At 68.3% G+C, this 12,562-nt stretch carries 10 protein-coding genes and 1 pseudogene; 4 read left to right on the top strand and 7 right to left on the bottom strand.

Features of this window, described 5'->3' with window-relative positions:
* Positions 1-28: 28 nt before the first annotated feature.
* The 4 genes from wzm to TU34_RS01650 all read left to right on the top strand — a co-directional run bounded on the left by wzm (position 29) and on the right by TU34_RS01650 (position 3,660).
* Entirely contained in the window at positions 29-892 is an 864-nt protein-coding gene (gene wzm, locus TU34_RS01665) for a galactan export ABC transporter permease subunit Wzm/RfbD (protein WP_045821095.1), read from the top strand.
* A 10-nt stretch (positions 893-902) separates the two neighbouring features.
* Positions 903-1,745 (top strand): galactan export ABC transporter ATP-binding subunit Wzt/RfbE, encoded by an 843-nt coding sequence (gene wzt / locus TU34_RS01660; RefSeq protein WP_045821094.1) that lies wholly within the window; start codon positions 903-905, stop codon positions 1,743-1,745.
* Positions 1,742-2,644: a galactofuranosyltransferase GlfT1 gene (glfT1, locus tag TU34_RS01655; protein ID WP_045821093.1), complete on the top strand. Its 903-nt coding sequence runs from the start codon at positions 1,742-1,744 to the stop codon at positions 2,642-2,644. The genes wzt and glfT1 overlap by 4 nt, the downstream gene beginning before the upstream one ends.
* A 137-nt stretch (positions 2,645-2,781) precedes the next feature.
* Complete coding sequence (locus TU34_RS01650; protein ID WP_045821092.1) at positions 2,782-3,660, top strand: LLM class flavin-dependent oxidoreductase; 879 nt, start codon at positions 2,782-2,784, stop codon at positions 3,658-3,660.
* Between the two features lie 6 nt (positions 3,661-3,666).
* On the opposite strand, the gene TU34_RS01645 is transcribed toward TU34_RS01650, so the two are convergent.
* The 7 genes and pseudogenes from TU34_RS01645 to TU34_RS01615 all read right to left on the bottom strand — a co-directional run bounded on the left by TU34_RS01645 (position 3,667) and on the right by TU34_RS01615 (position 12,528).
* Positions 3,667-5,304, bottom strand: coding sequence for an acyl-CoA dehydrogenase family protein (locus TU34_RS01645; RefSeq protein ID WP_045821091.1), 1,638 nt, complete (start codon positions 5,302-5,304; stop codon positions 3,667-3,669).
* Positions 5,243-5,929, bottom strand: coding sequence for a TetR/AcrR family transcriptional regulator (locus TU34_RS01640; protein ID WP_045821090.1), 687 nt, complete (start codon positions 5,927-5,929; stop codon positions 5,243-5,245). The genes TU34_RS01645 and TU34_RS01640 overlap by 62 nt, the downstream gene beginning before the upstream one ends.
* An 82-nt stretch (positions 5,930-6,011) precedes the next feature.
* Positions 6,012-7,666: pseudogene (locus TU34_RS24595) on the bottom strand (FAD-dependent monooxygenase).
* Complete coding sequence (locus TU34_RS01630) at positions 7,663-8,862, bottom strand: cytochrome P450 (protein WP_238981123.1); 1,200 nt, start codon at positions 8,860-8,862, stop codon at positions 7,663-7,665. Before TU34_RS01630 ends, TU34_RS24595 begins: the two are co-directional and overlap by 4 nt.
* Positions 8,859-10,454 carry a bifunctional 3-(3-hydroxy-phenyl)propionate/3-hydroxycinnamic acid hydroxylase MhpA gene (gene mhpA / locus TU34_RS01625; protein ID WP_045821089.1) on the bottom strand — a complete coding sequence of 532 codons (1,596 nt, stop codon included), beginning with the start codon at positions 10,452-10,454 and terminating at the stop codon, positions 8,859-8,861. The genes TU34_RS01630 and mhpA overlap by 4 nt, the downstream gene beginning before the upstream one ends.
* Positions 10,451-11,392 (bottom strand): fumarylacetoacetate hydrolase family protein, encoded by a 942-nt coding sequence (locus TU34_RS01620; RefSeq protein WP_045821088.1) that lies wholly within the window; start codon positions 11,390-11,392, stop codon positions 10,451-10,453. Before TU34_RS01620 ends, mhpA begins: the two co-directional genes overlap by 4 nt.
* Positions 11,389-12,528: a VOC family protein gene (locus TU34_RS01615; RefSeq protein WP_045821147.1), complete on the bottom strand. Its 1,140-nt coding sequence runs from the start codon at positions 12,526-12,528 to the stop codon at positions 11,389-11,391. The genes TU34_RS01620 and TU34_RS01615 overlap by 4 nt, the downstream gene beginning before the upstream one ends.
* Positions 12,529-12,562: the final 34 nt, after the last annotated feature.

Here is a 12,562-nt window from a genome sequence, read left to right as displayed (position 1 = left end):
CACGGCGAGGCCGGTAGGCTCGTGCACCGTGTCCACTGTTCTGCACGATGACGACGTCTCGCCGGCCGCGCCGGTCGCATCGGACTCGAGGACGTTCCGGCGCGCGTGGACCGACTTGCGCACCGGCTTCGGCCAGCGTGAACTGTGGGCCCTGCTCGGATGGCAGGACATCAAACAGCGCTATCGCCGATCCCTGCTCGGTCCGCTGTGGATCACCGTCGCGACCGGTGTCACCGCCGTCGCGATGGGCCTTCTCTACGGAGAACTGTTCGGCATCGACATCAAGACCTTCCTGCCGCACGTCACCCTCGGGCTGATCTTCTGGAACTTCATCTCCCAGTCCATCCTCGAGGGCTCGGTGGTGTTCTCCAGCAACGAGGGCCTGCTCAAGCAGATCCCGTCGGCGCTGAGCGTGCACGTCTACCGGCTGGTGTGGCGGCAGTCGATCATCTTCGCCCACAACATCGTCATCTACGCCGTGGTGATGGCGGTGTTCCCGCAGCCGGTGAACTGGACGATCGTGCTGATCATCCCGGCGCTGTTCCTCTTCGCGCTCAACGCGATCTGGGTGACGATCGTCTTCGGGATCCTCTCGACCCGGTTCCGGGACATCGGCCAGCTGCTCGCGACGGTGGTGCAGCTCGTGTTCTTCATGACGCCGATCATCTGGACCACCGACAACCTCGGCCAGAACGCCAAGAACTCGGAGCGGCTCAAGCTGGTGGAGCTCAACCCGATGTTCCACTATCTCGAGATCTCCCGGGGGCCACTCGTCGGCGCGCACGTGGCGGCCTACCACTGGTTCATCGTGATCGGCTGCACGGCGGTGGGCTGGGCGGCCGCGCTCCTCGTGCTCCGCAACTACCGGGCCCGCGTGGCCTACTGGGTCTGAGGGGAACGCGATGAGCACAGTGCGGTTGGACACCTGGGGCGCGTGCGTCGACTTCCCCATCTTCGACGCGAAGACACGGTCGTTCAAGAAGTCGGTCCTCGGTCGCGCCGGTGGCGTGATCGGCTCGAACGAGTCGAACGTCGTCGTGGTCGAGGCGCTCAAGAACATCGACCTGCATCTCTCGCACGGCGACCGGATCGGTCTCGTCGGCCACAACGGCGCCGGCAAGTCGACGCTGCTGAGGCTGCTGTCGGGCATCTACGAGCCGACGCGCGGGGCCTGCAAGATCTCCGGTCGCGTCGCGCCGGTGTTCGATCTCGGCGTCGGCATGGACCCGGAGATCTCGGGTTACGAGAACATCATCATCCGCGGCATGTTCCTCGGCATGAGTCGTCGGGAGATGCTCAAGAAGACCGATGAGATCGCCGAGTTCACCGAGCTGGGCGACTACCTGAAGATGCCGCTGCGCACGTACTCGACCGGTATGCGGGTGCGGGTGTCGCTCGGCGTGGTCACCTCCATCGACCCCGAGATCCTCATCCTCGACGAGGGTATCGGTGCGGTCGACGCCGATTTCATGCGCAAAGCCCGTGTGCGACTGCAGGATCTGGTGAAGCGTTCCGGAATCCTGGTGTTCGCCAGCCATTCCAACGAGTTCCTGGCCCAGCTGTGCGACCGGGCACTGTGGATCGATCACGGCCAGATCCGCATGGACGGTGGCATCGAGGAGGTCGTCGGCGCCTACGAGGGGCCCGACGCCGCGCGCCACGTACGCGACGTGATCGCCGATGTCGCCCGGGATGACAAGGCGCGCGACGATGCCGCGCGCGCCGGTTCGGCCGATCCGGCGTGACGGAGCGCGTTGTCGCGGTGGTGGTCACCCACCGTCGCGTCGAACTGCTGCGACAGTCGCTGGCGGTGCTGACCGGTCAGAGCCGTCCCATCGATCATCTGGTGGTGGTCGACAACGGTGACGAGACCGACGTCGCCGACCTCGTCTCCGGCCTCGACGTCCCGACCACCTACATCGGATCGGCCCACAACCTGGGCGGTGCAGGCGGTTTCGCCCTCGGGATGCTGCACGCCCTCGCCCTGGGCGCCGACTGGGTGTGGTGTGCCGACGACGACGGGCGGCCCGAGGGACCCGAGGTGCTCGCCACCCTGCTGCGCTGCGCGACCGAGGGTGGCTACGACGAGCTGTCGCCGGTGGTCTGCAACATCGACGACCCCGACACCCTCGCGTTCCCGCTGCGGCGCGGTGTCGTGTGGCGCCGCAAACGATCGGAACTGTTCGCCGGGCCCGAGGAGACCGAGGAGGTCCTCGACGGGATCGCCTCGTTGATGAACGGCGCCCTGTTCTCCGCGCGGGCCATCGACGCCGTCGGCGTCCCCGACCTGCGCCTGTTCGTGCGCGGTGACGAGGTGGAGATGCACCGACGCCTCGTCCGGTCCGGTCTGCGGTTCGGCACCTGTCTGATCACCGCGTATCTGCATCCCGACGGCACCGCGGAGTTCCGGCCGATCCTCGGCGGACGGATGCACACCCAGTACCCCGATGACGCCACCAAGCGGTTCTTCACCTACCGCAACCGCGGCTACCTGCTACACCAGCCGGGCCTGCGGAAGCTGATCCCGCAGGAGTACGCCCGCTTCGGCTGGTATTTCCTCGTGCAGAGGCGTGACATCGCGGGCTTCCGCGAGTGGGTACGCCTGCGCGGCCAGGGCCGACGCGAGCACTTCACGCGACCCTGACGCGGTTCGCGCTCCGAGTCGCGCTCCGCTTGTACGTGGCGCGTCGCTGGGTAAGTGGAGCGGGAAGTGGGCCGTGACGAGAACTAGAACATGTTCTAATCGAGGTCGATGCCGATGGACGACCGAGGAGACCGATCATGCGATTCACCTATGCCGAGGCGATGACGGATCCCCGCTTCTATCCCGATCTGGCGGTCGCGGCCGAAGAGGCGGGATACGCGGGGTTCACCATCCCCGACTCGCTGGCCTATCCCGAGGAATCGGACTCCACCTACCCCTACACCGAGGACGGCAACCGCGAGTTCCTCGACGGCAAGGCGTTCATCGAGACGTTCATCCAGGCGATGGCGATGGGCGCGGTCACGAAGTCGATCCGCTTCAACCCGTTCGTGTTGAAGCTGCCGGTGCGACCGCCGGTGCTGGTGGCCAAGCAGGCGATGTCGGTGGCGTTCATGACGAACAACCGCCTCGCTCTGGGTGTCGGCACCAGCCCGTGGCCCGAGGACTACGACATCATGGGCGTCGACTACGCGCGCCGCGGCAAGCGGATGAACGAGTGCATGGACATCATCCGCGGCCTGTCGACCGGTGAGTACTTCGAGTTCCACGGCGAGTTCTACGATTTCCCGCGCATCAAGATGACCCCCGCACCGACACAACCGATTCCCCTGCTGGTCGGTGGCCACGCCGATCTCGCGCTGAAACGAGCAGTCGTCCGCGGCGACGGGTGGATGCACGGCGGCGGTCAGCCCGAGGAACTCGACGCACTGCTGGCGAAGCTACACGACATCCGAAAGGGCGAGGGAAAGCTCGACGACCCCTTCGAGATCCATGTGATCTCGCTCGACGCCTACACCCCCGACGGGTGCAAGCGACTCGAGGACAAGGGCATCACCGACGTCATCGTCGGCTTCCGTATCCCGTACATCGTCGGACCCGACACCGAGCCGCTCCAGAACAAGATCGACAACCTGCGGATGTTCGCCGACAACGTGATCAGCAAGGTCAACGGCTGACCGACGCTACGTACCGACCTTCGGGGTCGCGCGGTCGATGATGGCCGCGGTGTCGACACCGACGGGCAGCGTCCCGAAGACGCTGCCCCAGTCACCGCCGAGTCGACTGGCGCAGAACGCATCCGACACCGCCGGGTGGCCGTGTCGGATCAGCAGTGAACCCTGCAGCGCCAGCGCCATGTCGCCGACCACGCGTCGCGCGCGGTGCTGCATGGTGTCGAAGTCGCCGAACTCGGCCTTCAACCGCGTCACCGCCGCGTCGTACCGGTCGTCGGCTCTGGTGGCGGTGTCGAGCTCGTCGAAGAACACCTCGAGCGTCTCGGGCTGCTTCGCCATGGCGCGCAGCGTGTCGAGGGCGGCGACGTTGCCCGAACCCTCCCACACCGACAGCAGCGGCGCCTCGCGGTAGATCCGCGGCATCCGCGAATCCTCGACGTATCCGTTGCCGCCCAGGCATTCCAACGCCTCGGCCGCGTGCAGGGGGTTGCGCTTGCACACGAAGTACTTGCTGACCGCCAGCGAGATACGCCGTAGCGAGGCCGCTCGGTCGTCACCGGAGGTCGCGCGGTCGGTGAGGGCGGCCAGCCACATCGCGACCGTCGTGGACGCCTCCGCCTCGACGGCGAGATCGGCCAGCACGTTGCGCATGAGCGGCTGATCGACGAGGGCCGCACCGAAAGCGCTGCGGTGCACGGCGTGATGGGTCGCCTGATGTGTGCCGGCGCGCATACCGGTCGAGGCGCCGATGATGCAGTCGAGGCGGGTCATGTTCACCATCTCGACGATGGTGGGGACACCGCGTCCCTCCTCACCGACGAGCCAGGCGGTCGCCTCGTCGTACTCGATCTCGCTGCTCGCGTTGGAGTGGTTGCCGAGCTTGTTCTTGAGGCGCTGCAGGAACATCCGGTTGCGGGTCCCGTCGGGCAGCACGCGCGGGAGGAAGAAGCAGCTCAGTCCGCCGGGCGCCTGCGCGAGCACGAGGAACACGTCCGACATCGGTGCCGAGGTGAACCACTTGTGCCCGGTCAGCAGGTAGCTGCCGTCGGCCTGCGGGACGGCGCGCGTGGTCCCCGACCGGACGTCGGAGCCGCCCTGCTTCTCGGTCATCGACATGCCGGCGATGAGTCCGTCCTTGGTCAGCGGCGCGGCGGTTCTCGGGTCGTAGACCTTCGCGGCGAGCAGCGGTTCGTACTGCGCGGCGAGCTCGGCGTTGTGGCGCAGGGCGGGCACCATCGCGTACGTCATGGAGATGGGGCACTGGTGGCCGGCGTCGGTCTGACCCCACACGGTCAGCTTCGCGGCGCGGTGCAGGTGGGCGTGCGGGTCGGGGTCGGCCCACGGCGCGGCGTGCAGGCCCAGCTCGACCGCGGTCGTCATGAGCTGGTGGTAGGCGGGGTCGTAGCGCACCTCGTCGACGCGGTGGCCGTAGCGGTCGTGGGTGTGGAGCACCGGTGGGTGGTCCTCGGCGAGGTCACCCCACTCGATGGCCTCGGCGCTGCCCGCCCGACGGCCGACCTCGTGGATCGTCTCCAGCGCGGAGTCGGCGCCCTCGCGGCTCAGCGCCTCGAGGATCGGCGGGTATTCAGCCGCGTCGTAATCCACCAGCGGCGGAACCTGATTGGTGACCTCGTGTGTGCTGTGCATCGGTGCTCCCCAGTGCTCGAAGGGTGAAGGTGGTGATGTCGGTGGTCAGAGTCGTCGGGTCGGGTGTCTCGTGGGTGTGCGCGCTGCGGGCCAACGGTGTCACCAGCGCCTCGCCGATCGCCCCGACGATGCACGCCGCGGTGAACTCGCTGTTCTGGTACGGGATCTCGCCGGCGTCGGCGGCGGCGTCGATCGCCACCGACAGGTTGTCGCGAAACGACGTGCGGAACGCCAGGCGTTCGGTGTCGATGGTCTGATCGACCGGTTCGACCAGGAGGGCGTGGGCGAGGGTGGGCGTGCGCAGCGCACGATCGGCGAACGCGCACACCGAGGCCACGACGGCGTCGACCGCACGACCGTCGGTGGCGCGGGCCATCTCACCGATCTCGACCATCGCCTGCACCTCGCGGCCGCACACGATGCGGAAGACCTCGGCGAACAGTTCGCTCTTGCCCTCGAAGTGGCGGTACACCGTGCCGGTGCCGACACCGGCGGCCGCGGCGACCGACGCGACCGAGCACCCCGCGTACCCGTGCTCGGCCACCTGCGCGATCGCCGCGTCGATCAGCCGCGCCCGGAGTTCATCCAGACGCCGCTGCACGGCGGGGGTGCGTCGATAGGCCATACCGAAGGAGTGAACACCGATTCCGTTCTTGAGTCAACGGCTGGACGAGAAGCGATGCCGGGTCGGATGTCATGGAGGTGTCTCAGGACGCTCGGGCTGCCACGGGGAGGTCGGGAACCACGGCCGCTGCGACCCGCTCCATGCCGGATCGCGTCATCTCGCGGTCGCCGACGTAGATGAAGCGATCGGGACGCACGAGGACCGCGTGCACCCGGTTGCGGCGGAACTGACGTTCGAGGATGCGTTCGGTGTCGACATGGTGTCCGGGTGCCACGTTGTGGTCGGCGATCGCCGTGGCGTAGTCGAGCCTGACGTCGGCGACCCCGGCAGCGGCAAGGACCGGGGGAATCGGGGATTCGGGGAACCCGACCCACGCCCAGCGGTTGTCGAGAACGGTGTCGAGACGAACCGGGGTGTGGTCGGCGCCGGACACCCAGGGCTGCTTGATGAACTCGCCTCGAAGGCTCCGGCGACGCCGTCGTGACGTGCTGCGGGCAAAGAACCCGCCGGAGGTGCCGAGCCGGTACAGCGGTTTCGGTCCGATCCCGGTCATCCACGCACCGAGCAGGGGGATTCTGGCCGCCGCGATGAACACCGCGTCACGCAGATGCGAGGCGAGCCTGCTGCCGAGCATGACGGTGCCACCGATGGTGAGGCTGAACGTCGTGAGCTGCTCGACGTTGGGGCGTCGTTCCGACTCATAGGAGTCGAGCAACTCCTCGCCCGCATCGGCGTTGAGGACGGCGTCGAGCTTCCAACACAGGTTCGCGACATCCCGCACGCCGGAGGACACACCCTGCCCGGCGAACGGCGGCATGATGTGTGCGGCGTCGCCGGCCAGGAAGACCCGCCGATCGCGCCACCGTTGCGCCTGGCGGATGTGGAAGGTGTAACCCCAGCTGCGGAAGATCTCGACCTCGTCGTAGTCGATGCCGCGTTCGGCCAACAGGCCGCGCAGTCCGGCCTCGGTCTGCAGCTGTTCGACGGTCTCACCCTTGTTGACCCGGTATTCGACCCGGTGGTAGCCCATGGGCAGGGGCAGTCGACGCCCGGCCGTTCAGGATCGGAGATGAACGTGAAGTCCAGCGGCGCGTCCGTCGGCAGCTCGTACCAGGCACGCAGCTGGATGTCGAACCACTGCTCCTCGATGTGCCTGCCCGGCAACGCGATTCCCGACAGTTTGCGGATGGAGCTGGAACCACCGTCGCAGGCGATGACGTAGCGAGCGGTCACGATCTGTTCCTCGCCACCGTCGACCGGACGCAGGGTCACGGTCACCGAGTCGGCATACTGCGTGAGCCCGACCGCTTCCACACCGGCAAGGATGTCGACCGTCGGGAATCGACGGATGCCCTGGCGCAGGACACGTTCGAGTTCGGGCTGATGGTAGAACGCGGTTCCCGGCACGCCTTGGTCACGACTCTGGTTGCCCTGCATCGACATGAACGTGCGGTTGCCGTGCTTGAAGTGCACCCGGATGTCGGTCGACATGGTCTCGAGCATCTCGTCGAACAGGCCGAGGTTCTGCCACACCCGGTGAGCGTCCTCGTCGGAGGCGATTGCCCGCTGCCGTGGATAGATCGAGTCGTCGCGCTCGACGACGAGGGTCGAGACGCCCCGTTGTCCCAGCAGATTCGCCGCCGTGGCACCGGTGGGCCCGAGACCGACGATGAGCACCTCCACATTCGGGCTCGCACCGATGACGGGATCGTGGCCGTCGGCGCGCTCGGTGCTCATGTGAACCTCGCTTGAAAGGATGCGAGACCCTGCAGGCAGTTGTTGGTCAGCGGCTGCGGATCGGACACCTCGATGGTGCTGACCCGGGCGATCATGACCTCGAGGAGGGTCTGCATCTCCAGCTTCGACAACTGCATGCCGACACAGGTGTGCATGCCGTGGCCCCACCCGAGATTGCTGCCCCGGCGGTGCAGCGAGAACATCTCGGGTCGGTCGAAGTGTCGCTCGTCGAAGTTCGCCGCCGCGTAGAGCAGGACCACGCGCTCACCAGCGGGGAGACGGACCCCGCCGATCTCGGTGTCGCGGGCGACCGTCCGCGTGAACCCGCGGACCGGTGAGGCCATGCGCACGGCTTCCACCACCGCGGTGGGGATGAGGTCCGGTTCTGCGCGCAGCTGTGCGTAGAGCTGCGGATCGCGACCGAGGCTCCACAGCAGCTGACCCGTGGCGAGGATGGTGGTGTCGAGGCTGGGGGCGACGAAATCGATGACCATCGTGCGCGCCTCGGACCGCGTGATCTCGCCGCGATCGGCCGCGTCGAACACGGTCGCCGCCCAGCCGTCGGGTGTGACCTGCGATCGACGCAGTCGCATCGAGTAGAGGTACAGCCCCAGTGCCGTCGCGGTGGCGTCGAGGGTGCGCCGGTTCACCGGACCGAGGATGTCGAAGGTGCTCGCGCCCCACGTGAGGAGCTGATCGTGGCCGACCCGCACGCCGACGAGGTCGGCCACGGCGGAGATCGGTAGTCGGGTGGCGAAATCGGCGATGCCGTCGAAGGACTCGCGGTGGAGCAGCCGCGTCACGGTGGCCTCGGCCTCGTCGCGCAACAGTGGCAGCGAGGGTCGGATCGCACGGGACATCAACGACTGCATGAGGATCCGCCGCCGTGTCGCGTGTGTGTCGTCGTCACTGGAGAGCACCGTCTTGCGGCCGAGGAGGTTGGCGACCGGGTTCGCTGCGACACCGCGTCCGCTACGGAAGGTCGCGTCGTCACGCAGCGCGTTGCGCACGTCGTCGAAGCGACCCATGGCCCACACGCGGTGGCGCGGCAGCCAGACGAGGGGGCCGGCGTCGCGGATCCGGCGGTACACCGGGTGCGGGTCGACCAGCGCCTGCCGGCCGTACAGGTCGACGTCGACCGCCGGGGCAGTACGTCGCGCGCTCCGACGCGACATCGTCGCCGGGCCGGCGGTCACGCGAGTACCCCGACGCGCCGCGGTACCGGTGACCGCATGTCGCGGAGGGCGGTGAGGAGATCGCCGATCCCGTCGGGATCGGTGGCGCTCGCGGCGACCACACGGTCCGGGCGCACCAGCACCGCGACCGCGTGATGACGCCGCAGCCACCGTGCCGGCGACGCGACACCGGCCGGATGGGTGGCGAGACGATCGGTGTCGATGTGCACCGCACCGAGATCAGCGACCCGGGCCGGGAGTGTCTCGGGGACGCGGCCTCGGGTCACGAGAGCCCAGCGCGATCCGATCAGTTCGTCGAGTCGTGCGGTGTCGGAGGCGAATCCGACGGCAGGTTGAGGGAGTGCGGAGCCGTTCACCCGGCGCCGCAGCATCCGCCGGAGAAGCGGTGTGGGCATCACGAGTGGTCCGGGGCGCAACGGCGGCACCCCGACGGCCGGCATCACCGCGGCGAGTCCCGGCACCCGGCACACCGCGGCCACGCCGAGACGGCGCACACCGGCGAAGCGATCCTGCCCGCCGGTCAGGGCCATACCCACGGCCAACGCCATCCGGATGACGGCGATCGCGTGGGGGCGCCGCTCCACCTCGTAGGTGTCGAGCAGATCGCCGCGCGCGGTCCCGTCGAGCACGTCGGCGAGCTTCCACGTCAGGTTCGCCACGTCGCGCAGCCCCGAACCGAGCCCCTGGCCGACGAACGGCGGCGTCTGGTGCGCGGCATCGCCGGCCAGGAAGATGCCACCGGCGCGCCACCGGTCGGCCACGCGCGCGCGGAAGGTGTAGAACGCTCGTCGCAGGATCTCCGACTCGTCGATCTTGTCAGCGGACATCCACGGCGACAACAGGTTCCGCAGACCGTCGACCGAGACGAGCGCGTCGAGGTCCTCGCCGTCGTGGACCCGGAACTCCCAGCGATACCGGTTGCCCGTGACCGGCATGAAGGTGGCCGCCCGCGCCGGGTCGCAGATCTGGTGCACACCGTCCCAGACGTCGAGGGGGCGTGGGGTGTTCACGTCGATCACGAGCCACTTCTCGGCGAACCGCAGATCGGTCGAGGTGATCCCGAGGCTCTCACGCACGAGGCTGTTCGCGCCGTCGCAGGCGATGACGGCCGCACCGGCGACGGACGTCTCGACCCCGTCGGCGTCGATGTGGCGGACCGTCGGTGTCGGCCCCTCGGCCACGTCGACGACCTCACACCCGCGGCGCAGGTCGATGAGCGGCTCCCGGCTCGCCGCGTCGTGGAGGATCTTCTCGAGGTCGGGTTGGTCGAACATGCTGTCCGGCGGGAATCCCTGGGGCCCGTCGTCGGTGTCGCGTCCGAACTCGGCCATCACGCGCCCGCGGCCGTCGATGAGACGCATCCCGGGCATGGGCCTGCTCACGCTGCGGAACGCCTCGTCGACCCCCGCGGCCTGCAGGATCCGGAACACGTCGTCGTCGAGGTGTACGGCCCGCGGCAGGGCGTACGGCTCGGGGTGTCGTTCGAGGACGACTGTCGCGACCCCACGCCGGGCCAGCAACAGCGCCGCGGTCACCCCGACCGGACCGGCCCCGACGATGACCACGGTCGTCGATGCCCGCTGGGTCGTCATGCGTATCGCACCGTGCACCGCTGCCTGCCCAGGTCGATCGATCCGTCGTCGGTGGCGATACGCACCTCGACCACGTCGCCGTCGTGGAGGTACTTCGGGTTCGACGCCTGGCGGGAGAAGAACTGCTTCCACTTCACGTGCGGGGGCAGCAGCGCCCCGATCATCTCGATCGGCTTGGGCGGCGCCGACAGGGCGGTGCCCCCGGGCGTTCCGGTGAGCAGCACGTCGCCGGGGGCGAGTCGCTGGAAACCGGCGAGCACCCTCAGCGCGCTGACCGGGTCGACGATCATGTCGCCGCCGACGTGGCCGTCCTGTCGGCGTTCGCCGTTGACCCAGAGCTGCAGTCGCAGTTGGTCGAATCGACGCCATTCCTCGTGGTCGAGGAGCACCAGTCGCGGGCCGATCGGGGTGAACGTGGGGTACGACTTCGACTCGTAGAACTGGGTTTTCGGCAACTGGACATCGCGGGCGCTCACGTCGTTCGTGATCACGACGCCGGCGATGACGTCGCCGAGATCATCCGCGGTCACCGTGCTCCCGACCGTCAACTCGCCGCCCGCGACGAGGCCGATCTCGACCTCGTAGTCGAGCAGACGGACGTGTGCGGGTTTCACGATGTCGTCGTACGGGCCGACCACCGATCCCGACGCCTTGCGGAAGAACGTCGCCTGCACCCGACTCGGGTCGATGTTGGAGTCACGGGCGTGGCTGGCGTAGTTGACCATCTGCGCCACCACCCGACACGGCGTGGTGATCGGCGAGAGGAGGTCGAGGTCGGCCACCTGCGTCGTACCCGCATCGGCAGTGGCGGCGGCATCGATCGCGGCACGGTCGGCGAGGAGTTCGCCGGTGGTGGTGGCCGATGTGGTGATCGGCGCGGCGATCTCGTCGCGCTCAACCCACCAGCCGGCGGCGGTTCGGATGATCGTCGTTGTCATGAGCGGGCAACTTTCAACAGGCCGAGGAGGCGGTGGATGTCGAACTCGTTGTCGTCGCGAAGGCCGTTGAGGATGCCTTTCACGAGGTCGGGGTCGGGATTGGCGCCGAGGAAGTCGCGCGTGACCGGCGGGCCCCACTGTGAGAGGCCGCTGGCGGTCATGGGCGCCCACCCCGCGGTGACGCTGTTGTCGAAGACGTCGCCGTCGGCGTAGTGCTCGACCATGAACTTGTCGGGATCACGCCAGTAGTCGAAGATCTGGCTTCCCTGGATGTGGCGGCCCATCCCCCACGCGTGGTGGTATCCGCGGTCGGCCAGGTACGCGCCGCCCGCGGCGACGGCGTCGAGGTCGGCGACCTGATAGGCGCTGTGCACGTAGCGGGCTCGCGGTCCCAGCGTCATGGCGAGGGTGTGATGATCGGCGGCGTCGGCACCCCGGTCACACCGCATGAAGGCCATCGTCGGGCCGCGGTCGCGCTGACCGGGGAAGAACTGGAAGTCGCTCACGATGAACCCGAGCACCGACTGATACCAGTGCAACGCCTCACGGAAGCGGGGTGACTCGATCACCACGTGGCCGAGGCGTTGCACCCGCGCCGGGGCCCGCGGTGGGCGCTGGATCGCGTTGAACCGCGCCACCTTTCCGCCCACGTTGACGGTGAGCGGTTCCTGATCGGGGAGGGAGGGCAGGTCGAACAGGTCGGCCACCACCCGCAGCGACTGACCGGACGGGTCGACGAGGTCGACCACGCTGCCGCCGAGGTCGCCGAGTGAGTGCACGCGCGTGCCCGTCGCCTCGGCGAGAGTGGTGAGGTCGGCGGTGCTCTCGGCGCGGTACGCCGGTCCGACGAAGCGGGATCGACGTGCGCGGCGGATCAGCACGCACGGCGCGCCCGCCCAGGTCCCCCGCAACTCGAGGCGGTCGGCGGTGCGATTCGCCACCGTGAATCCGAAGTCGCGCGCGAATCGTTCCGCGTCGGCGAGGTTCTGCTTCTCGAACTCCAACCAGGCGATGTCGACCACCTTGATCACCGGCGACCGATGGCGGTCGTCGGGATCACCGGGACGAGCGCCGAACTCGCTGTGCAGATCGGCGTGCACCGACGGCGCCGGGACGGTTCCCACAAGCTGTGTCATGATCATCTCCCATCAAACTGATGAAATCCTCACT

It is taken from the genome of Williamsia herbipolensis, from assembly GCF_000964005.1.
GTDB classification, from domain to species: Bacteria; Actinomycetota; Actinomycetes; order Mycobacteriales; family Mycobacteriaceae; genus Williamsia_A; species Williamsia_A herbipolensis.
Note: the sequence above shows the minus strand (reverse complement) of the source record. Positions and strands in the feature narration are given on the sequence as shown.